Consider the following 21,406-nt stretch of genomic DNA (forward strand, 5'->3'; position numbering starts at 1 on the left):
CATCATGGCCAAAATGGAAGACGTCGCAAGACACGCCAGCGTATCAAAAATGACCGTGTCTCGGTTCATCAATGGAACTGGGCCTGTGAAAGCCGAGACCCGTACTCGAATTCTCCGTGCAATGGAAGAGCTTGATTATCAACCGAGGCGATTTCATTGCAGTACTGCGATGGCTGCCGAGAGAACACTCATGCTGATTGTTGCGGATATCAGTAATCCATTTTTTAGTCTTATGGCGAGAGGAGTCGAGCATGTTGCGAACAACAGCGGCTATCATGTCATAGTAGGCAATACTGCTGAAGACGAGACAAAGGAACAAGAGCTTATCAATCTAGCCGTTTCATACCGAGTTAAGGGAGTTATCTTGACGCCCGTAAGTGACAACTCAGCTGCGAACATTCACTTACTTAAACAGAAAAATATTCCGTTTGCTTTTGTAGACAGGGAACTAGACGGGTTTCATGCCGATGTTGTCAAAGGTGATATTGTTCATGCAGCACAGAGCCTCGTCGAGTATCTCATCGGTCTCGGGCATGAACGAATTGCAGTGGTGACCGGCCCCCTTAACAGTGCAAGCAGTCGGGAGCGTCTGGAAGGCTACAAGCGGGCGCTCGCTCACCACCACATTCCTTATCGGTCCAACTACGTCAAGCAAGCGCTGATGACACGTGACATGAGCACAAGTTTTGTGCACGAGTTGTTAGACCAACCCAAGCGACCAACGGCGCTGTTTGTCGCTAACTTGTTTCAACACGCCCACACAGTATTGGAACTGCGCAAACTACAAATCAGAATCCCCGAAGACTTGAGTATTGTCAGCTTTCGTAACACCGATGACCTTGCTGCCATCGACTCAAATGTAACCTCCGCCGTACAACCAGCTTACAACTTTGGCTCACTGAGTGCTCAGTTATTAATTGAGCGAATAGAAGGGAAAAGGCAAGCACCAACTAAGATCGTACTGCAATCGACCATCATTGAAGATGGTTCAACAGGTTCTCCTACCAACATGACATAAACTAAAATTGTCCCGTCAGGCCCAACCCTTTTTTATTAAATATGCTCTCATACCCAATTGACGGATACCCTGGACTGCGGACACTACATATTGACACAGACCCGGCAATTCTGCGAGTGTAGTTCCCCAGACCGATTCAAGAGAGAGCAACTTTGTAACGGTTTCCTCAACAGTTTGGTTATCCTCCTCCCAAATTCGCTGGATTTCAGCTACGAGCACGGGGTCATCTGAAATTATCCATTTTTCTCCTGGCTGGTCTGCATTTTTGTAGAACAATAACGAGGCAGCAAATGAGGCAGCCAAAAGTTTGGGTGAGTCGCCGAACTTCTCAACATAGTCAAGCAGGGTTGGCAACAAACGTGACTTGATTTTCGCTAGTCCATTTAACGCCAAGGAAGAAATTTGGTGTTGAATAAAGGGATTGGAGAAACGTTCCCAGACCTCTTCAGCGAAAGGCTCTGATTCCTTCGTCGTGATTCCCTGACAAGTCAGAGCGGGAACAATTTCTTCAGCGATGATAGTTCGAATGAAGTGTCCAACGACGCTGTCCTCCACTACTTCTCGAACTGTTTCAATGCCTGCAAAATGCGCTACAGCAGACATGGCCGTATGTGCTCCATTCAAAATCCTGACTTTTTTCAACTGAAATGGAACAACGTCATCGACAATATGAACGTTTAGACTATTGTCTCCATGAACGCCCAGTAATTGCTTTAAACGGTCGTCGCCTTGAATTACCCACAAGTAAAAGGGCTCAGCAACCGTTACTAGATTGTCTCTGTAACCAAGACGCGCTTCAATATCTTCCGGGGGGAGGCTAGGTTTCCCCGTCACGATGCGGTCGACCAGAGTATTGCAAAAACAATTGGCATCGGAGAGCCAGTGGACGAACGCTTGTGACAACTTCCAATCAGCAGCGTATTGTAAGACAAGTTCTTTCAATCTCACTCCATTGTCCTCTACCAGCTCGCACGGAATAATCATCATGCCAGCTTCCAAACTCCCGCTGAAACGTTGGTATCGATGATAGAGATAAGCCGTCAGTCTTGCGGGAAACATGACTTGCGGATTTGACGAGTGAAACGGCTCCGGTTTGTAGGCTAACCCCGCCTCAGTGGTATTTGAAATGACAATTTGAATGTCAGGAGACTCTGCACACTCCAGGAATGCCCTCCAGTCCTGAGATGGATCTATTCCCCGACTGACAGAAGTAACTATCTCCGGCTCGTCGATTGTCTTACCCTGTTGCACTCCCCTTAACCACACCGTATACAAGCCGTCTTGATGGTTCAGATTCGTAATATTTTTGCCGCCGTGAGGTCGTGGGGCAGCCACGACCACCCTTCCTTGAAAACGATTTGTCTGATTGAGCCTGTGTATCACCCAATCAGCGAATGCACGAAGAAAGTTTCCTTCACCAATCTGAATGATGCGTTCCGGATACGACAGCGACTGACTGTTCACCCTATCTTGTAAGGGCCCGCTTTCGACAAACTCTTGCGACAGCAACATGAAACCCCTCGCTTTGGATTGCTTAAGTCGTAAGCACAATAGTAAATTTGTGGCGTCGTTTAAATTGAAACAAATGCGAACTCCGTTCCTTGCTTCTTGAAACCTTCAACAATCGCATGCGTGGAATCAGCATCAGTTATGATTCCGTCTATCTCCCCAGGCATGGCATACGAGACCAAAGCTGTCTTGCCGAATTTGCTTGCATCTACAACACAATAGGTCTTTTCAGCGGCCTTTATCATTGCCTTCTTGACTTCCGCCTCCGCGCTAGAAGCAGTGGTCAGCCCTGCATTAACACATACACCTCCCGCACCGAGAAACGCGACATCCACGTGATAGTTCGAGATTTTTTCAATACAGTCGGGTCCAGTGAGCGAATAGCCGCCTTTTTGTTGCATGCCGCCCAATACAATGAGTTGGACCGACAGGGACTGAGTTAGCTCTAAAGCAATATTCAAGTCGTTTGTTAAGACAGTCACTTGCCTCACGGACAATTGTCTGGCAAGCTCTAACGTTGTTGACCCGCTGTCCAGCAGCACAGTCCCGTTTTCTTTAATGAACAGACTGGCCCTCGCGGCGATTTGCTGTTTCTGGAGCAAAAGCAGTCGACTTCGAAAGGCAATAGACGGTACCATGTGAACTTCACCACTAACCACTGCCCCTCCGTGAGTGCGCTTCAACACTCCGTCGGCATCGAGTTTTTTTAAATCGCGCCTCAGTGTCTCTTCCGAAACGTCGAACATGTCACGCAGGTCACTTATCCGTACAGATTTTCTTCGCTCCAACAACTCTATGATTTTTTGTTGGCGAACTTCTCCTAGCATTTCACTTCACCCTCTCGCTCCGCCAGACAGCCACGAACTTGCAAGCAGGAACGCATTCTGCTGGTTCAACCCAGTTCCGCGCGAATTACCCACGATGAAGTAAGTGGGGCAAACCAAGTGTGAGATCCGGCACGTACGTAAGCCCCAACAAGACGACGAACATGACGGCGAGAAACGGGATCATCGATTTGGCAACGCGTTCAATGGGAATCTCCCCAATGGAACAACCGACGAACAGTGCACTTCCCACAGGCGGCGTCAGTAATCCAATTCCCAGATTGAGCATCAATACAATCCCAAATTGGACCGGGTCCATTCCAAATTTTTCGACAACAGGAAGCAGTACCGGTGTGGCTATCAAAATCAAAGGCGCCATGTCCATAATCAGCCCGAGTGCCAACAGAATCAGATTGACAAGAAAGAAGACAACGAACCGGCTGTGAGATACATCTGACAGACTCTGCAAAACCATTTGCGGAATTTGCAAGTACGACAAAAACCATGAGAAAGCCGATGAGGCGGAAATTAAGAATAATACAGCCGACAGCTTGGCAAAGGTATTGACAAAAATCTTGTGTGCATGTTTGATATGCACATCCCGGAAAACCACAAACACCAACAAAAATGCATACAAGACAGCAATTGCAGCAGACTCGTTTGCAGTAAAGATACCGCCCAGCACACCGCCAATAATGATAACGGCTGTGGTTAAGCTAAGAACTCCTTGCCAAACGATTTTCAGCCACAGACTACGCGGAATCTTCTCTCCCTTGGGATACTTACGACGGACGGCTATGATATAACTGACCACCATCAGTGCTAAACCAAGTACAACCCCAGGAATGATGCCAGCCGCGAACAAAGCTGTGATTGAAACTCCGCCGGCAGCCAAAGCGTACAAAATGACGTTGTGACTTGGCGGGACGATGACACCCTGAATGGAAGCAGTAATTGTCACTCCCACTGAGTAGTCTTTGTCGTACCCTCGTTTGCGCATCATTGGAATCATGATGGACCCGATTGAAGATGCATCCGCTACGGACGACCCAGTAATACCACCAAAGAACATACTTGCAACAACGTTCACCATGGCCAGTCCGCCGCGAAAGCGTCCCACCAATAAGTTCGACATATCAATTAAGCGTTTAGAAATTCCGCCTTCGCCCATGATTTCACCGGCGAGAATGAACAACGGAATTGCGAGTAATGAGAATGAATCGAGGCCATCAATCATCTTCTGACCGACCACTTGAAGCGGTACACCCAAGTACAGTCCCGTTAAAATAGAAGAGATGACAAGGGAAAGTGCGACTGGCACCCTAAAGATCAGAAGGATGACAAAACTGAGGAGCAGAATCACGATTGCCGTAGTCATTGTTTCGTCACCTCCTGAACCCCAAATAGCCACATGAATCCATAAATGATGGTCAACAGCCCAGTAATCGGGATGACGATGTACTGAAGACCCTGGGGCATTTGCGTTACCGGCATGACCGCCTTCCAGGTCATAACGGTGAACCGGTATCCCTCAACCAAAAGCAGCACACCAAAACCAATCACCAGCACATCTACAACCTTTTCCACAAACCATTGCACTCGTAACGGCAAATGCGTCACGAGCAGTGAAATAGCCAAGTGTTCTCGCCGCCGAAAGCCAATCACAATACTGAGGAATCCAAACCAAGTCATCAGCATTAAGACCGTTTCGTCACTCCACGACGGACTTGCGTTGAGCACGTAGCGGCTAAAAACCTGCCATGTAACAATAATCACCATGACGACCATGAGATAGGCGCCGATCCATTCGACCAGGCGATCCAATACATGGATCGCCCGTGTTAGCCCTTTCATCCCTTCACCTCAGCATTCTCAGAACTTAGTTCGTATTCTTAATTTGTTGAATGATTGAGCTGTAACTGCTGCCATATTTCTTGTAGAGAGGCTGTACTGCCTTCTGCCAGGTGGCGGAATCAACATTGGTAATCACGTTTCCATTCGCCTTAATGGCTTTCAATGCTTTTTGCACTAATGCATTCCAAGCTGTACGCTCCACTTTCTGAGAATCCTGAGCAGCTTGGCGAACAATCTTCTGGTCAGCCGGACTCAACTTATTCCAGGTTTTCTGGCTGGCAAGCAAGATTTCGGGAGTGGCCGTATGGTGGTCTAAAGTCAAGTACTTGGCAACTTTATAGTGATTTGTCGTGTAGTAGCTGGGAATGTTGTTCTCAGCACCGTCAATGACACCGCTCTGCAATGCGTTGAATACTTCGGAATAGGCCATCGGGGTTGCGTTGCCGCCTAGGGTGTTCACGAGATCGACCATCATGTTGGATTTTTGCACCCGGATTTTCAAACCCTTTAGTTGAGCAGGCGTCTTAACAGCATGTTTCGAATTGTAGAAATTCCGTTGTCCAGAATCGTAGAATGTCAGTCCAACCATTTTTGCAGTAGTCAAGCTGTTCAACAGGTCTGAACCAACCTTCCCGTTGTAGACATCCCATTCTTGTTTGGTGCTCTTGAACAGATATGGAAGTTCGAGAACGCCTAGCTTTTTATCGAAGTCCGCAAGAGGCGCTGCGTTAATACGACCAAAATCGATAGCCCCCAATTGAATCTGTTGAATCACAGAGTTCTCGGCACCAAGTTGTGCATTTGGATATACCTTGATTTTGATGCGGCCATTTGTCTTTTGAGACACTTCTTTAGCGAATGCTTCGTCGCCCTTCACTGTTGGATAGGTTGCGGGTTGGTCATCAGCAAGACGGAATGTCATTGTTTTCTGACTGCCGCTGCTGTGTGACGTATTTCCGGTATTCGAAGCAGAAGAATTATTCCCAGATGTGGAACCACAAGCAGTTAACCCCAATGCCATCACACCTACAGCGCTTACAAAGAGACCACGACGTAATGAAATCTTCATCATTTCCCCCCCGATTTTCATCACCCCACCGAGAAGTGTGAAGTGACGTTTCCCACGAATCCGTTTCCACAGGAACTCACATACTTTTGACCGATAATGATGGTTTTCGTGGGTTTATGACCCTATATTAATTCCTCACTGTGGTATCCGTCAACACTAACTCACAGACTTTTCACAAATATTAAGAGACGAGAGAGTATTATAAGGAGAAACAGAAGGGAACCAGCACCTAGCGTGCTATAGCATTGCAATACGTTGGGAAAACACAAAAAAGCTGTCGACTTTATCGACAGCGTGAGTGGCTCGCGGGCGGAAGTTGTATTAGAGACCACGCACATCAAACAATACAGACTCTATTTGTTGTGGGCTTCGGTCGCCCACTCAAAGTTCGTATTTGCTGAGTGCGTGCTGTCCAGCAAAGTGCTTTGAGGGTCAAAGAGCGCTTCCTGGAGAACCAATCGCGAGGCTCCTCGCACTACTGTACCCGGGCTAGCCAACACCACTTCAACGAATTTGTTTCTTGCAACAGCTCGTTGACTAAGCACTTGTGTGACGGACTCAATCACAAAGGAGTAAGCATTTGCAAGCGACCCCCCCAAGAAGATTTTTCCGGGATTTAAGGCATTACAAATATTGGCAATTCCGTAACCCAAGTTCCTTCCCAGTTCCGAAAACCCTTCAATATAATTTTCGTCCCCTGATTCTGCCTTTGTAATACACTCCGATGTGAAATCAGGGTCGGGAATTCTTCGATTTTGTTCTTCTCCCCTGTCTTGAAGAAGACGGAGCAAGCCCCTTTCGGATGCGTATTCTTCCCAGCACCCATAGCTTCCGCAGGAACAGCGCAGTCCCATAGCCGAAATCGTGGTGTGCCCGTATTCTCCAGCAATACCATCCTGGCCTCTGTACAATCTACCGTTTGCTATAATTCCCAGACCTACTCCAATACCTGCATTGACAAAAGCCAAGTTGTCGGCTTTTGACGACACATATTCTGCCAGCGCTCCGCAGTTGGCATCGTTGTCAATATAGATTGGCATGTTCAGCCGAGCGGCTAATTCAATCTTTATCGGCCAGTCATGTATTTCTAAATTAGGTAGATAATGTACGTAACCCGTTCTGGCATTCACCATTCCCGGAAGTGCGATTCCTGCACCAAGCACACCGTGAGGACTATCGGGCACATGGGTTAATGCACTTCTAATTTCCCTCTCCAGATTGTCAGCCAGATTTTCTTTGGTCGACGGAATATCCGCATTATACAAGGGATGGCGCGTTTGCCATACAATGTCTCCCTTTAATGATAAAACCGCGCAGGTGACATGCGTAATCTGCACGTCAATACTGACAATGTAGGCTGCAGTATTGTTCAACTCCAACAGTATGGGCTTACGGCCGCCTTGCGATTCTCCGTAACCAATTTCATTGACGAACCCATTTTGAATTAAGTCGTCCACAATGGACGAAACAGTAGCCTTATTCATTCCCAAGTCTCTTGAAATTTCAATTCTTGAGATTCGGTCTTCCTCGAAAATTTTTCGAAAAACGCTGACTCTATTCATGCGTCTCATGGCGTGGGCATCAATAGAACTCGTCACGAGAATTGTCCTCCTTACGGTTCATTGCCCCTGGCAGGCTCATACTTCAGCTTATGTGTCCTTCCCAGCGTACAATTTTAGGGGAGTATTAGCTATCCCTTGACGGAACCAGCCAGTAACCCTCTTACAAAATATCTTCCTAAAACGAGATAAACAATCAGCGTCGGCAAGGACGCAATCAGCGTGCTGGACATAAGCACGTTCCACTGGATATGCTGACTGCCCGCAATATTGACGATTGCGACTGTCACTGGTTGGTGCGGCGGATCAGTCACGGTGACTCCAAACAAGAAGTCGTTCCAGACTTGTGTAAATTCCCAAATTGCGGCCACAACAAAACCCGGAACTGATAACGGCAGCATGATGTGTCTAAATATACCCCAATAGCCATTACCATCAATTTGGGCTGATTCAATTAATTCATTTGGAATATCGGCAAAGAAGTTACGGAAGATGAGTGTCATCATAGGAATTCCGTAAACAATGTGAACTAGTGCCAATCCGGGAATAGTGTCAAACAGCCCTATGGTGTTGAGAACCCGAATTAATGGAATCAACGTGCTTTGATACGGAATAAACATCCCCAGCAAAATCAAGAAATAAATGACGTTCGATCCGCGAAACTTCCATTTCGACAATGCGTAGCCATTAACGGAGCCCAAAATGGTCACAACCACAGTGGCAGTTACGGCCAAGTAAACGCTATTTAACATATCTGGCCCAACGTGTTGCCACGCTTGAACCAGACCCGTAAGCCCGAGTACATGCGGGAGAGCCCACATTTGGTCAATACTGATACTGGAATTCGACTTGAGTCCCGTAATGATGAGCAAATAGACAGGAATCAAGAAAATGACTGCAAAAATTAGTAGGACTACATACAACAGCGTTCTGTTCACAGTACGTGCTGTCATTTGCTATCCTCCTTTCGAAGGGTTCCAATCAGATACGGAACAATGAAAATCAAAACCAGAACCAGCAGCACAGTGGCAATAGCCGCACCCTGAGCAAACTGATTTCCTTTAAACGTTGTGTCAAACATGTTCAATGCAGGAAGATCCGTTACGAAATTAGCCCCTGGACCCGTCATTGCATACAGAAGGTCAAACACCTTTAGGGACGAGGCCATCAACATAACCACTGCAGTGGTTGTTATTGGTCTGAGTTGAGGGAGCAAAATGGACCAGAACATTCGAATGCTTCTGGCGCCGTCAATCCGAGCCGATTCTTTAATCTCTTCAGGAATCGCTCTTAAGCCGGCAAGATACAACGCCATGGCAAATCCGGACCATTGCCATATGCTCGCAATCAATACCGCGAACATGGCTAGCGGGATACCCCCATTTATCGATGCGATGTGCAAATGCGGAAGGATGCGCGTTGACAAGTACCATTTTGGGACATTATGAAGGCCAAACGCGTGCAAAATCAGGTTCAAACCTGTGTTCGGATTCAACAGCCAACTCCAAATGACACCTGTTGCTGCGGCTGAAATGGCCATAGGATATAGAAACACACTGCGGAAGAATCCCTCTGCTTTGATGTGCTGATCTACAAGAAGAGCAAGAAATAGGCCGAGAACGAGAGTACCAATCATAAAGAAAGCTGTAAAATAGACCATATTCCTTAAGTCAGATTGAAAACGGAAGGATTTAAAAATGTCAACGTAGTTTTGGAAACCATTAAGGTGCATGTTCTGAATGAAACTGTGCCATTTCGTAAATGAAACATAACCTGTCCAAAAAATGAAGTAATACACAAATACACCTAAGAGAATGATGGAGGGAATGAGCGTAACCATTGCCCAAACCTTTTCGGTTCGAATCCGAGGCCGACGGTTCGGCACAGTTACCGCGGCTGCACTAGCGTCCATTCCTTCCCTTGTCTGCTTCATGATTGACCTCCCCTGTCATAGTAAGACCAGACGGACCGACCGTCCGTCTGGTCTCAACGACAAAATTCTGTGTCGCAAGCCCTTCAGAACTGCTTATTTTAAAGGATTTTGCTGTGCGGCACTTTGCAACGATGACTCAAAGCCCTTCACGTTTTTGCTGCTAATTAACTGAGTCATTGCGTTCTCCAATGCCGTCGTAAATCCAGGGTTGACGGCCCCTTGACCCGGAGTCAGAACCAGCTTGTCGTGCTGATAGGACTTCATCGCACTCTGGCCATAGGCGTTATAATCTGAAGGTTTGGCATCAAGGCGCGGTGAAATCGTCCCTTTAAGGGTATTAAATTCTTTTTGACCCTTGGCCGAACCCAAGACCTTCAAGAAGTTTGTAGCATTTGTTTTGGTCTGTCCCTTCAGCTTGGACGGCAATCCAAACACGTCAGACACGGCTGCAAAAATACCTTTTGTTCCCGGCGTTGGCGCCCAGCCAAAGTCAACGTTTGGTTTCAAATGCGCCGTTGTCGTAAAGTAGCCTTGAGCCCAATCTCCCTGAACATTCATTGCAGCTTTACCTTTTGCAACCAAGCCATCAGCCTGAGCCCAATGCAATGAATTGTAATCAGAGTTGGTGTATTGCAGCATTTTCAAAAATGTTTGAGATGCCTTAGTCACACCCGGGCTGTTCCAAGCCAGCTTTCCTGTCATTAATTCATTGTACTTTGTATACCCAACTGTTCCCAGGAGTACATCGCTCCACAGAATTGTTGTCTCCCAGTTTCCGTGGTTCGCAAGGGCCAGTGGTGTAATTCCGTGCGACTTCAAAACCTTTGCATCCTTGAAGAACTCAGAGAATGTCGAGGGAGGTGTCAAATTATACTTTTTGAAAATTTTCGTATTGTACCATAAGACGTTGTCGCGCTGCATATCAACTGGTACAGCATAGATCTTCCCATTAAACGTGACTAAGTTCAAAAGAGATTTTGGGAAGACCTTATCCCATCCCATTTGCTTGTAAAGAGAATTCAGCGGAGTCATATCCCCAGCTTCGACCCAGGATTTTAAGCTTCCCCGTCCTGCGTGAACTTGGAAAGTCGCAGGCGGCTTACCCGCTTCCATTCGACTTGCAAGAACCGCCTTTGCATTCGAACCCGCTCCGCCAGAGACGGCTGCATTAATCACTTTTACCCCAGGATATTTTTGCTCGTAAATGTTGAAAAATTGTTTTAAAGCCTTACTGCTTGCTACACCAGTCCACCAACTGAAAATCTCCACAGAACCGCTCTTGCCAGAACCACCGGCGCTGTTTCCCGTATTCCCAGTTGCACTATTGTTCGCTGTTCCGCATCCCGCTAACAGTGCTCCCATGGTTGCAACACTCAATACTGAGATCCCGGTTTTCTTTGTAATTCCTTTCAAATTGCCCCCTCCTTTGAGTCTGCTTTCAACTAAGATAAGTGAGACACAGAGTCAACTGACATACGTTGCTGGGTCAATCTCACCTTGGTTTGGAGTATAAACTTATAAGAAAGCACTTTCAAGTACCTCTTAATAATATTTTCATATATGATCTCATTTTATCTTCAAATTTCATCACTGACCCTAATCAAATCACATTTTACGCATTAATAGCAATGGTTGGTCATATAAATGTCCAAGCCGAACCCGCAAAAATGGATCCAACTGACTTGAAGTCACTTATTAATTCAATATTTAAATTAAGTTGTGAACTGAAGCTACAGTGCTGCATTAACGACAACAGAGTGAAGTCTCTCTGCTACCGTTCAAAGCCTTCAGCCGTAATCTCAGCGAGCTACCTCCTCAGTCACATCCCGAACTCCGTCACCTGCTTCTGTTACATAAAATGAGGGCTCGTAGCCGATTCGATTTAAATATGCTCGTCTTACTTTCTCCTCAAACAATTCAACAGCATCTGTCTGAACCAAACTTACAGTGCATCCGCCAAACCCTGCACCCGTCATACGCGACCCTAGACAGCCTTTTACGGACCACGCCGCTTCTGCCAATGTATCTAATTCTAAACCAGTCACCTCGTAATCGTCCCGAAGCGAAATGTGAGATTCATTCATCATTTGTCCAAAGCGTTGCAGGTCGCCTTCGCGCAGAACCCTTGGTGCACACTTGGCCCGTTCATTTTCAAACACTACATGGCGCGCACGCCTGCGTATCGTCGAGTCGGAAATGCAACCCTCCAATTGACTCCACCTGTTACTCTGCACATCTGCCAAGGTTTTAATGCCAGACTGGCACTTCTGCAACTCCAAGAAAGCCTGCTCACATTCCCGCCTCCTGTCGTTATACTTGGAGTCCGCCAAGCCGCGCCGCTTGTTTGAATTCGAAATCACAATCGATAGTCCACTCATTTGCAGTGGCACTAAACGATAATTCAAAGTATCACAATGAAGTGAAACTGCGTTGCCCATTTGACCTACAGCAACCGAAAATTGGTCCATTATTCCACATTGCACTCCCACAAACGCATTCTCTGCAGTTTGTGACAAGACAGCAATGTCTTCGCGTGACAAACCTGCATTTAAAAAGTGGTTGAGCATCCAGGCTGTGGCCACTTCTACAGAGGCAGAGCTGGACAGTCCAGCTCCATTGGGTAAATTACCATAATAAAAAATGTCCAAACCAGGAACGTCGAATCCGCGTTTTTGAAACTCCTTGACAACACCTTTAGGGTAGTTCGCGTAATCATCGGCCGGATCATAAGTAATCCCCCGGACAGAGACATCGACGACTTTCGAAAAAGATGACGAGCCAAAGCGAAGCCTTGTATCAGACCGCTTACGCACAAACAACCATGTCCCTAAATTAAGGGCAGCCGGCAATACATAGCCACCGTTATAATCAGTGTGCTCACCAATAAGATTTACCCGACCCGGTGCAAAGAATGCATGCATGGACGGCGAGTTGGAGTCGGACGGAGAAAACGCCAGAAATTGTTCTAAACCCTCGTGTGCCTCACGTCGCCACCGCTTTTCGCCACTATTCATCAGTCTCATATTCCTTCCTGTTGTCTAGTATTGCTTGTCTTAGCACGACCGCTGTATCTTCGACTGTCAACGGATTGCAAGGAGCCCAAGCTCCCGTCTCTGAAGAAGCCAAGTACTTTATACGGTCCTTGCTACGCAGCGGAGGATAAAATTCGATATGAAAGTGATAGTAGGTATCGGCTTCGTCGGAAGACTGATTCACTGGAGATTGATGTATGACCATCATATAAGGAAAGGCGCGTTGAAACATTGCATCCATTCCTGCAGTGACCCATTTCAACATTCGCGCCAGATCGTCCCGTTCTTCATCAGTAAATTCAAGGAGTGTTCTTTTGTGGACTTTACTGGAGATAAAGGCGCCGTATGGGTAGTCAGTAAAGAATGGAACATAGCTCACAAACGAATCGTTTTCCACCAACATTCGTTGCTGAAAAGCCTGTTCTTCCTTGTTTATGTCACAAATGAGACAGTGACCCGTCTTGTCGTGATGAATCTGACAGGAGTCCAGTTCTGTCCGAATTTTCTGAGGGACATAGGGATACGCATAAATTTGACCGTGGGGATGGGGCATTGTTACCCCTACTTCCGGTCCGCGGTTTTCAAATATAAATACATACTTATGTTTTTCGTCACGTGATAGTTCTGCGAACCGTTCAGTCCACAAGTCTACAACTTTTCGGATCTGCGAAACAGGCAATTCCGGCAGTGTTATCTCATGTTTTGGTGAATACAAAATCACCTCACATTTCCCGTAAGCCTCCGCCACTTCATAGAGATTCGTTGCAACATTATCCGGCTGAGGCGGTGATGGTGAAAGGGCCGGAAAGTCATTGTCATACTTATAAACATCATAGCTGTCAGGTACTTTCCCGGAACCCGGGCAAAATGGACAGTAGTTCTTCGGCATATCGGGACGATTCTGCCTGTTGGCGGCAACCATCGTCCAGTCTCGCAGCAGCGGGTTAAATCTCAATTCTGCCATCTCATCTTCCTCCTCGACTTAGTCTTCCGTTTGCGGATGAACCAGGTGTAGGTCAATGCCTGTTTGACGAAGTGCATCCCAATCTGCGTCACTGTTTTCCGTCTCATTTGTCACGATTGCATCCACCTCATCTAGATTTGCTTGGTGCGCCAATGCACGAATACCCCATTTTGTGTGATCGAAGGCTAATACAACTCTCTCCGTGTTCTCCATCAGTATCCGATTGATAGCAGATTCCTGCAGGTTGGGCGTACTTAAGCCAAATCCTGCATCAATCCCGTGAACCCCGAGACACAGCAAATCTGTATGCAACTTTCTTGCACTTTCTTCCGCCAGGGGCCCGACCAAAGCGTCTGAAGGAGTGCGAAACTGACCACCTGTTAGGTGAATATCGTTCCATCCGTTCTGTTTTAATACTGTTGCAACGTTTGTAGAGTTGGTCACAAAGGTGAGATCATCCAGGCTGTGATGATTTGATTTTAATTTTTGCGCTACGGTCCACGTTGTTGTACCTGCAGACAAACCAATTGTCATTCCTGGCTCTATCAGCGTCAGTACTTCACTGGCAATAGCGGCTTTCTCTGCCCGCTGCAGCACGCGCTTGTTCATAAACGTCGGTTCTGCAGCACTCTTGCTGATTTGTCCCCCGCCAACAACCTTTTCCACAACTCCTTGCCGGTGCAGCCGATTCAAGTCTCGACGAATCGTTATTTCTGAAACGCTTAATGCATCGGCAAGGTCCTGAATGGAAATGAATCCCTTTTGCGCGAGTAAATCCACCAATTTTCGCTGTCGCTCAGCCGGGTACATGATTGAGACCTCCAAGTTTCCAATTATAATCATATCTTATCACATTTTAATCAATATGTAGATTTATATTTGATTACACCGAGCATAATAGAAGCGAATGGAACCACAACTACATCGTTGTAATGAACGTTCGCGTTAGCAATTTTTCACACCATTGCCACTAGACAAGTATCGACATTTATCTCATGATGTTATTTAGACTTTTATGTTACATAGGCACACCAATGGAAACATTGGGCCGCAAAGCCATTGGATCTAAGGGACTCTGACCTATGATAGCCAGGCTGCCGCAAGATTTGCGTGTGGCGCCTATGAAGGCGCTTTTTTGTTTTGCAATTTGCACCCGTTTTGTTGCATACCGAAGAGTTCACACGTTGCTTGTCACCATCACGATACTGTAGGGGGACGTCTCTTAATGGCCAGACTTCGAAGGATTTTGGGCTTTTTCTACGCCCGCGGCGGATTATCTCTTGCGCAAAAACTGATTTATTCTTTTATTGCGTTAAACGTTGTGCTTATTGGTCTTGGGGGCATCGGAATTATCAATCTCAGGATGACCCAACAAATGACTCATTCTATCGTAGCAAGTCGTCTCGCACCGCTTGAATCATTAACGCAAATACAAGACAGGCTGCGAAACATACAGTTGGATCTGTATCAAATTAAACTGACTAGTTCTGTGAGTCAACAGGTGAACTACCAGTCAGATATCCAGAAAATAGAGACCCAAATTGATAAGAATCTAGGGGTACTCTCTAAGACAAGTATAGCGAGCACAGACCAGCGCCAGTGGAGCACTTTTGCCAACGACTTAAGTAATTCTACCGTAGCGATTTACAATGACTTCAGCAATCTTAGGGCCAAAAGTTCAGTCAAGCTGACGTCGACGAAGAGCGTCAGTCAAACGCTGTCTGATCTCAACAAGCTCATTGCCTTTGAAACGCATGCCGCGAACCAAACTGTAAGTCACGCGCACAACGTCTACGTCAGGGCACTTTTTATCTCGTTAATTGTCATTGCAGCAGCCTTGCTGTTAAGTGTACTCTTGGCGATTTTTACTCTCAGAGCTACGCTGCGACCTGTCCGAATGATAACTTCAGAAATGAAACGAATTGCACAAAACTCGGGGGATTTAACAAAAAGACTGCAAATTCGTTCCAGAGATGAATTTGGTCAATTGGCGGATTCTTTCAATGAGATGATTGGAAGCATTCAAAACATCGTCAGAACCATTTCGGACAGCACCGACCAAATGGCAGCAACTTCACAGGAACTTGTTGCTACATCAGGAGAAGTAACCAGTATTTCTGTTCAAATTGCTGAGCGAACTCAAGGTATCTCTTCCGGCGCAGCCTCGCAACAAAAAGCAACACAAGACGCCATGAATATGGTTACAAGTATGAACGAGCATATTCAAACACTTCGTAGGAATGCCGAGCAAGTGTCGACTTCGTCCGCCGGCTCCAAATCCACCGTCGAGCGCGGTCACAAGGCTATTAAGGAGACCTCTACACAAATCACAACGGCTGCCAATTCCATTAACACACTGAGTGAACAAGTCGACTCTTTGGGAGGACAAGTGGAACAAATCAATTCCATTGTCAATCTCATCAGCGGCATCGCAGATCAAAGCAACCTTCTGGCCTTAAATGCATCTGTTGAAGCTGCGAGGGCAGGAGAGAACGGTCGCAGTTTTGCAGTAGTGGCAAACGAAATGCGTAAGATGTCACAGAACTCCAAAGATGCAGCCTTGCAAATTCAAAAAATAGCACAGCACATTCAGGCGGAAATGAGCAGTGTTTTAACGCAAATGCACAACAGTAAAAAAACTATGGACACTGGGCTAGAAACCATGGACACCTCTGCAGTTTCGTTTAACGAAATTGCAATTCACGTCGATGGGGTTCATCACCAGATTGAAGAAGCTTTGAGTGAAATCACCGAACTAGCTGCAAGTGCTACAAACGTCAATAAGTCGGTAGCAGAAGTATTGACAATTGCTGAAGGTTTCTCGCGCAGTACAGAAGAGGTAGCAGCGGCAACAGAGGAACAATCGGCAACAATGGAGGAAGCTGCCGCAGGCATCGAGCACATCACTCAGCATGCGGAATCCTTAACCGTACTAATTGGAGAATTCACTTACTAACGTACATCACAGTGCATAGTGTTTGATAGTCGGCACAGGAACTATGAAAGCAGGTCATCCAGACCTGCTTTTTTGGTTGCATGACACGTAGTAGCTTTAATCAAACGGATTGAAATAATCCTAGGTATTTAGGTGCACCATCAAGAAAGTCATCAGCCCAAATATTGCCCAAGTGAGTCAGTATTCGAGGTGCTCAATTCGCATCAAGTGCATTGCAACGAATGACATTCCGATACCAATACGCACTAGCCTTGAGGGTTCTCTCCTGGGTCTCGTAATCCACATGAACGAGGCCAAAGCGCTTTGAGTAACCAAAAGCCCATTCATAGTTATCCATCAGAGACCACACATAATACCCGCGTAATGGACCGCCCTCTTGAATAAAACGATGGGCGGCTTCAAAATACCGCTGAAGATAGTTTATACGGTTGTCATCCGGTACACGTCCTTTAATGACGGTATCGGAAAAAGCTGCCCCATTTTCTGTGATGTACAGTGGAAGAGCCCCGGTATAATCAGACTGGACTCTCTTCAGCACGCGGTACAGCCCCTCCGGATAAATATCCCATCCCATATCTGTTTTGGGCCGGTCTGTTTCGGAGTGCACTGCCTGGACAATCGGTGTGTTTTTGTCTGCCTTGACTGGGCCCCCTGTGTAATTGTTAATCCCGAGAAAGTCAATTGGCTGTGATATGGTTTCCAAATCACTGCTCTGAATAAACCCCCAATCAGAAACAAACTCGTCGAACACGGTATTTTGCTGAAAATGCGGGTAGTGCCCAGCAAAGAGAGGGTCAAGAAACCAACGATTTTGGTACATGTCAAATCTATCAGCAGCCCTCAAATCTTCTTCGGAATTTGATGCCGGATACTCATCATTCAGATTGAGTGTGATCCCAATTTGGGTCGTCAAATTCAATCCACGAAACATTTTAACGGCTTCTCCGTGAGACAAAAGCAGGTGGTGTGCTGCTTTCACAGCAGCATTCCAATCCTTTACACCAGGAGCGTGAATTCCGTGTCCATAGCCCAGAAAAGATACGCACCACGGTTCATTGTGCGTGATCCACCGAGCAACTCGGTTGCCAAAAGTCTCAAACAGAACACGCGCATACTCCAAATAATGTTGAATCGTATCACGATTGGTCCATCCTCCTTGTTCTTGAATCCACTGGGGTAAATCCCAGTGGTAAATAGTAGCTACCGGTTCAATACCGCGTTTCTCCAGCCCTTCTATCAATCGCTTGTAGAAGTCTAAGCCACGGCTCTCGAACTTCCCTTTCTCGGGAAATAAGCGGGGCCAAGCAATGGAAAAGCGATAACTCTTTATGCCAAGTGATGTCAACAAGTCTAAATCTTCGTTATATTTATAGTAATGGTTGCAGGCTACGTCCCCAGTCTCAGCGTTATGAACATTGCCCGGAATCCGCGCGAATCGGTCCCAAATACTCTCTCCGCGACCGTCTTCCCAAGTACCCCCTTCAATTTGGTATGATGCCGTCGCAGTGCCCCAAAGAAAATTTTCAGGAAACGCCAGTGCTTGGCCCATATAGCAAATCCCTTCTCAGTTAAAATTCTAAGGATAATTCCTTTACAAACTTCAATCAGAATACGCTGGCAGCCTGTTACTCCTTGACGCTGCCAGCAAATCCGTACATGAAGTACTTTTGCGCCATGCAGCACAAAAAATAGAACACAGAGAGTCGTATGCACCCGGGTTCCCAGCCAGGTGCATACGTAAAACGACAGCTATTTGCTTAGGATTGATGAGACTTCAGCGTTCGCCTTTTTTAGTTGATTACTAATTTCGGATTGAGGGAGTTTGTTTTGCGCAGCATCTGATAAAAGAGTCTTAAGATGCTTTCCAATCGACTGTTCCATTTGGCCTTCGTTTTTAATCAATGGAGTGGGTGCCGCATAATTTTTTAATATATTCAAGTAAATCTTGTTTGCTGGTGTTTGAAAGGCTGCATTATTTTCTGCCGACTTGACGGGAGGAAGACTACCGTAGGCTTTATTCAATGTGATTTGTGTTTGCTTGCTGGTCATAAATTTTAGAAACTTCAAATCTGCAGTCTGATGCTTCGAAGATTTGAGAATACCAATGTCGATTCCCGCAATAAAGCTCCCAATTTTATTTTTTCCACTCACTGATTGCTGTCCGTAGGGTACCAATGGAAGTGGAGCCACACCATATTGGCTACGCTTCATACCATCTGCTTCGATTTGCGGCATGCTGCTGCCTTGACCGAAAATCATTGCCACTTTCCCATTAGCAAAGTTGGAAACGAGTTGACTGTTGTTCCACGCAGCGGAGTCCGGATCCATTACTTTATACTTTTTTAGAAGGTCCGTGTAAAACTTTGCTGCTTTTTGCGAGTCTTGACTGTCTAGTTGCGCTTTGCCGTTCAGAACTGCTTTCCCGCCATATTGTCGAAGTAAAATCCAAAAGAGGTGAAAATTGTCCTGCACTTCGGCCCCGTCTACTCCCATGCCATAAGTCCCGTGCCCAGTCATCTTTTGAGCATCGTTTACAAATTGCGTCCATGTTTTTGGAGGTGTGGTAATACCCGCTTTGTTAAACATCTGCTTGTTGTAAAACATGTTGTAGGCCAGAGACATGTACGGCACTGACATTGGCGGTTTTCCAGACAAGCCGGTGACACTCATCGAAGAAGATAGAAATTTCGACTTACCGCCAATTTTCTGTATTTTCTGCGGAGTTAAAGAAACGAACCCGCCGGTGCCAGCAAAGGTTGAAGCCCAAGTGTTCCCCAAGTCAATGACATCGGGACCATTCCCGCTGGTGATGGCTGTCAGCGTCTTGTTCCAAAGGTTCGCCCACGTAATGATTTGGTATTTTACGTGAATTCCTGTTTGCTTTTGAAAATTTGCGGTTACTTTGTTTAAAACCTTTTTCTCCAACGGTATGGAACCGCCTTCTTGAGAAGCCCAATAGGTAATTGTCTGTCCGGATACTTTTTGAGACCCAGCGGTTGAGTTTCCCACGTTACTTCCCGAATTATTGGCCGAACCACATCCTGCCAAGATGGTCGTCGCTGCGACCGGAACAAACACCCCAAGTACCGCTTTACGCATCACACTACCTCCCATGTTTCCTGACCACAGAACGCCATCCCCTGCGAGACTACCCCTGGGTCAGTTGCTTACTCTAAAACACAACTACACTTACTTCTGTTCCATTCGAAAGTAAGTGTAGTTGAAAATGAATGCGCTGTCAACCCTCATTTTTCCTCTATAGTTATTTAGTTGGACACCGTCACAAAATCAATTCGTAACCGCGTTTGCAGGGTCTCTGGTCGGCTTTCATTTAAGGACGTACGTATGGTCATAAATGTCGTAGAGTACTAACATACCCGCACCCAAGGCCACTGCCATCACGTCAAAATTGGTCAAAGTCACGTTCTTTCCGGTTCCTTCGTGTAGGGTGACAACCATTTTGTTAAACATGTTGGGAGCTAGAGCGGCGGCATCCAACATGTATTGACCCCCGAGCACGACCTCTTCGGGATCGACGATAGCAATAGTACTCATAACAGCAGTTTGCAACGCTTGCAAAGCCGTCTTCGCTATACTGTATTCAGGCTCGTGTCTCTGCTCCGCCTTCTGCAAAAAATCCCGGAAGTTCTCACTTTTACCAAGCTTTTTTCTGAGCGCATTTTGTATTGCGCCCACCGAACTGTAGGTATTCAAACAGCCTTGTTTACCGCAGGTACATTTTTCGCCCTCCATATCCACAATGACATGAGCCAACTCTCCCGCAGCGTTTGAGTGCCCGCTCCATATTTGTCCATTGAGCACGAGTCCCATACCAAAGCCCATTTCTCCCAAAACAAACATTAATCCATCAGAGGAATTTCGTCCTCCAGACCATACTTCCGAGAGAGCCGCTACATCAGCGTTATTTGCTAAGTAACATTTGAAACCAAATTCTTCCGATATTAATCTCTCTATTGGTGCGTTAGACCAGGAATGCGGGAAATCCACGAGATTCAGTATGCTGCCGGTGTTTGAATCAAAGGGACCTGGTACCGCGACTCCGATACCAAGAATGGCACTTTCATCAACAGTACTTTGAAGAAGAAAGTTACGAATGAAGGGGATAATTTTACGCGGTTCATCCACTTCTTCGGTGGCTATAGAAGCACTTTCATGAATGGAACCAAGTAGATTCAGGAGGACAATGCGTGTGGTTTGTCGACCCAACTCTAGGCCCAACGCAAACATAGAAGATGTGTTTATGCCAACTATGCTGGGGGGCCTTCCTCCGGTCGATGTTCCAGTTCCCTTAGCAACTAGAAACCCATTTTCAATCAACGAATCAACAAGACGCATGGTAGTTGACATGCCTAGATGAAGCGACTTGGAAATATCCGTTTTAGAGATTTCACCTGTTTCGCGAACAAGTCTCAGGACTCGGGACTCGTTCATTTGCTTAAGCATAGTTGGTCTATATCGCAAATCAAGCACCCACTCTACCCACTTATTTTCTTTCCAAAAATAAGTGTAAGTCCTGAGCAATGCTGTTGTCAATTGATTTGGCGAACCATTGTCCCTTGCCATGTCATTGCCGTCGTTCAGGCTCGTACTCTCACTGGAAGACGCAGCGGAGTTCTGCTGGCGACGCTCAATATTTAGTGCCGCGGTCGTCTTGTTCAAAGCTGTTT

17 protein-coding genes and 1 riboswitch are annotated in these 21,406 nt (G+C 46.4%); of the genes, 2 read left to right on the forward strand and 15 right to left on the reverse strand.

The features are described from left to right. The first annotated feature begins 4 nt into the window (after positions 1 to 4). A complete protein-coding gene (locus GI364_RS18550; RefSeq protein ID WP_198850701.1) occupies positions 5 to 1,018 on the forward strand; it encodes a LacI family DNA-binding transcriptional regulator in 1,014 nt (337 codons plus the stop codon). Between the two features lie 15 nt (positions 1,019 to 1,033). Here GI364_RS18550 and GI364_RS18555 read toward each other — a convergent pair whose 3' ends face one another. The 12 genes from GI364_RS18555 to GI364_RS18610 form a co-directional block, all read right to left on the reverse strand. Continuing rightward, positions 1,034 to 2,530, reverse strand: coding sequence for a tagaturonate reductase (locus GI364_RS18555; RefSeq protein WP_198850702.1), 1,497 nt, complete (start codon positions 2,528 to 2,530; stop codon positions 1,034 to 1,036). Positions 2,531 to 2,589: 59 nt separating this feature from the next. Then, complete coding sequence (locus tag GI364_RS18560; protein ID WP_198850703.1) at positions 2,590 to 3,354, reverse strand: DeoR/GlpR family DNA-binding transcription regulator; 765 nt, start codon at positions 3,352 to 3,354, stop codon at positions 2,590 to 2,592. Positions 3,355 to 3,439: 85 nt separating this feature from the next. Next, positions 3,440 to 4,729, reverse strand: coding sequence for a TRAP transporter large permease (locus GI364_RS18565; RefSeq protein WP_198850704.1), 1,290 nt, complete (start codon positions 4,727 to 4,729; stop codon positions 3,440 to 3,442). Further along, entirely contained in the window at positions 4,726 to 5,205 is a 480-nt protein-coding gene (locus tag GI364_RS18570) for a TRAP transporter small permease (RefSeq protein ID WP_198850705.1), read from the reverse strand. Before GI364_RS18570 ends, GI364_RS18565 begins: the two co-directional genes overlap by 4 nt. A 25-nt stretch (positions 5,206 to 5,230) precedes the next feature. Further along, positions 5,231 to 6,274: a TRAP transporter substrate-binding protein gene (gene dctP, locus GI364_RS18575; RefSeq protein WP_233095866.1), complete on the reverse strand. Its 1,044-nt coding sequence runs from the start codon at positions 6,272 to 6,274 to the stop codon at positions 5,231 to 5,233. Positions 6,275 to 6,627: 353 nt separating this feature from the next. Further along, a complete protein-coding gene (locus tag GI364_RS18580) occupies positions 6,628 to 7,872 on the reverse strand; it encodes an ROK family transcriptional regulator (RefSeq protein ID WP_198850707.1) in 1,245 nt (414 codons plus the stop codon). A gap of 92 nt (positions 7,873 to 7,964) precedes the next feature. Further along, entirely contained in the window at positions 7,965 to 8,786 is an 822-nt protein-coding gene (locus tag GI364_RS18585; RefSeq protein WP_198850708.1) for a carbohydrate ABC transporter permease, read from the reverse strand. Continuing rightward, complete coding sequence (locus tag GI364_RS18590; protein ID WP_233095867.1) at positions 8,783 to 9,766, reverse strand: carbohydrate ABC transporter permease; 984 nt, start codon at positions 9,764 to 9,766, stop codon at positions 8,783 to 8,785. The genes GI364_RS18585 and GI364_RS18590 overlap by 4 nt, the downstream gene beginning before the upstream one ends. A gap of 93 nt (positions 9,767 to 9,859) precedes the next feature. Further along, entirely contained in the window at positions 9,860 to 11,179 is a 1,320-nt protein-coding gene (locus GI364_RS18595; protein ID WP_198850709.1) for an ABC transporter substrate-binding protein, read from the reverse strand. A gap of 386 nt (positions 11,180 to 11,565) precedes the next feature. After that, positions 11,566 to 12,687 (reverse strand): galactokinase, encoded by a 1,122-nt coding sequence (locus GI364_RS18600; RefSeq protein ID WP_198854109.1) that lies wholly within the window; start codon positions 12,685 to 12,687, stop codon positions 11,566 to 11,568. 85 nt (positions 12,688 to 12,772) lie between these two features. Then, a complete protein-coding gene (gene galT / locus GI364_RS18605; protein WP_198850710.1) occupies positions 12,773 to 13,762 on the reverse strand; it encodes a galactose-1-phosphate uridylyltransferase in 990 nt (329 codons plus the stop codon). A gap of 18 nt (positions 13,763 to 13,780) precedes the next feature. Further along, positions 13,781 to 14,572: a DeoR/GlpR family DNA-binding transcription regulator gene (locus GI364_RS18610; protein ID WP_198850711.1), complete on the reverse strand. Its 792-nt coding sequence runs from the start codon at positions 14,570 to 14,572 to the stop codon at positions 13,781 to 13,783. A 205-nt stretch (positions 14,573 to 14,777) separates the two neighbouring features. After that, a riboswitch (cyclic di-GMP riboswitch) is annotated at positions 14,778 to 14,864 on the forward strand. A 123-nt stretch (positions 14,865 to 14,987) separates the two neighbouring features. Here GI364_RS18610 and GI364_RS18615 point away from each other — a divergent pair. Then, positions 14,988 to 16,718: a methyl-accepting chemotaxis protein gene (locus GI364_RS18615; protein WP_198850712.1), complete on the forward strand. Its 1,731-nt coding sequence runs from the start codon at positions 14,988 to 14,990 to the stop codon at positions 16,716 to 16,718. A 193-nt stretch (positions 16,719 to 16,911) separates the two neighbouring features. On the opposite strand, the gene GI364_RS18620 is transcribed toward GI364_RS18615, so the two are convergent. The 3 genes from GI364_RS18620 to GI364_RS18630 form a co-directional block, all read right to left on the reverse strand. Beyond that, on the reverse strand, positions 16,912 to 18,267 hold the full coding sequence (locus GI364_RS18620) for a GH1 family beta-glucosidase (protein ID WP_198850713.1): 1,356 nt from the start codon (positions 18,265 to 18,267) through the stop codon (positions 16,912 to 16,914). Positions 18,268 to 18,467: 200 nt separating this feature from the next. Next, complete coding sequence (locus GI364_RS18625) at positions 18,468 to 19,817, reverse strand: extracellular solute-binding protein (RefSeq protein WP_198850714.1); 1,350 nt, start codon at positions 19,815 to 19,817, stop codon at positions 18,468 to 18,470. A gap of 228 nt (positions 19,818 to 20,045) precedes the next feature. After that, the gene (locus GI364_RS18630; RefSeq protein WP_198850715.1) at positions 20,046 to 21,398 is read right to left on the reverse strand and encodes an ROK family transcriptional regulator; all 1,353 of its coding nucleotides are present in this window, start codon (positions 21,396 to 21,398) and stop codon (positions 20,046 to 20,048) included. Positions 21,399 to 21,406: the final 8 nt, after the last annotated feature.

This window comes from Alicyclobacillus sp. SO9 (genome assembly GCF_016406125.1).
Lineage (GTDB): Bacteria > Bacillota > Bacilli > Alicyclobacillales > Alicyclobacillaceae > SO9.

Coding starts and splice junctions, on each gene's coding strand:
- GI364_RS18625 (WP_198850714.1), bottom strand. CDS start 19,817: ATGCGTAAAGCGGTACTTGGGGTGTTTGTTCCGGTCGCAGCGACGACC.
- GI364_RS18590 (WP_233095867.1), bottom strand. CDS start 9,766: ATGAAGCAGACAAGGGAAGGAATGGACGCTAGTGCAGCCGCGGTAACT.
- GI364_RS18600 (WP_198854109.1), bottom strand. CDS start 12,687: ATGCATGCATTCTTTGCACCGGGTCGGGTAAATCTTATTGGTGAGCAC.
- GI364_RS18565 (WP_198850704.1), bottom strand. CDS start 4,729: ATGACTACGGCAATCGTGATTCTGCTCCTCAGTTTTGTCATCCTTCTG.
- GI364_RS18550 (WP_198850701.1), top strand. CDS start 5: ATGGCCAAAATGGAAGACGTCGCAAGACACGCCAGCGTATCAAAAATG.
- dctP (WP_233095866.1), bottom strand. CDS start 6,274: ATGAAGATTTCATTACGTCGTGGTCTCTTTGTAAGCGCTGTAGGTGTG.
- GI364_RS18615 (WP_198850712.1), top strand. CDS start 14,988: ATGGCCAGACTTCGAAGGATTTTGGGCTTTTTCTACGCCCGCGGCGGA.
- galT (WP_198850710.1), bottom strand. CDS start 13,762: ATGGCAGAATTGAGATTTAACCCGCTGCTGCGAGACTGGACGATGGTT.
- GI364_RS18560 (WP_198850703.1), bottom strand. CDS start 3,354: ATGCTAGGAGAAGTTCGCCAACAAAAAATCATAGAGTTGTTGGAGCGA.
- GI364_RS18585 (WP_198850708.1), bottom strand. CDS start 8,786: ATGACAGCACGTACTGTGAACAGAACGCTGTTGTATGTAGTCCTACTA.
- GI364_RS18610 (WP_198850711.1), bottom strand. CDS start 14,572: ATGTACCCGGCTGAGCGACAGCGAAAATTGGTGGATTTACTCGCGCAA.
- GI364_RS18570 (WP_198850705.1), bottom strand. CDS start 5,205: ATGAAAGGGCTAACACGGGCGATCCATGTATTGGATCGCCTGGTCGAA.
- GI364_RS18555 (WP_198850702.1), bottom strand. CDS start 2,530: ATGTTGCTGTCGCAAGAGTTTGTCGAAAGCGGGCCCTTACAAGATAGG.
- GI364_RS18620 (WP_198850713.1), bottom strand. CDS start 18,267: ATGGGCCAAGCACTGGCGTTTCCTGAAAATTTTCTTTGGGGCACTGCG.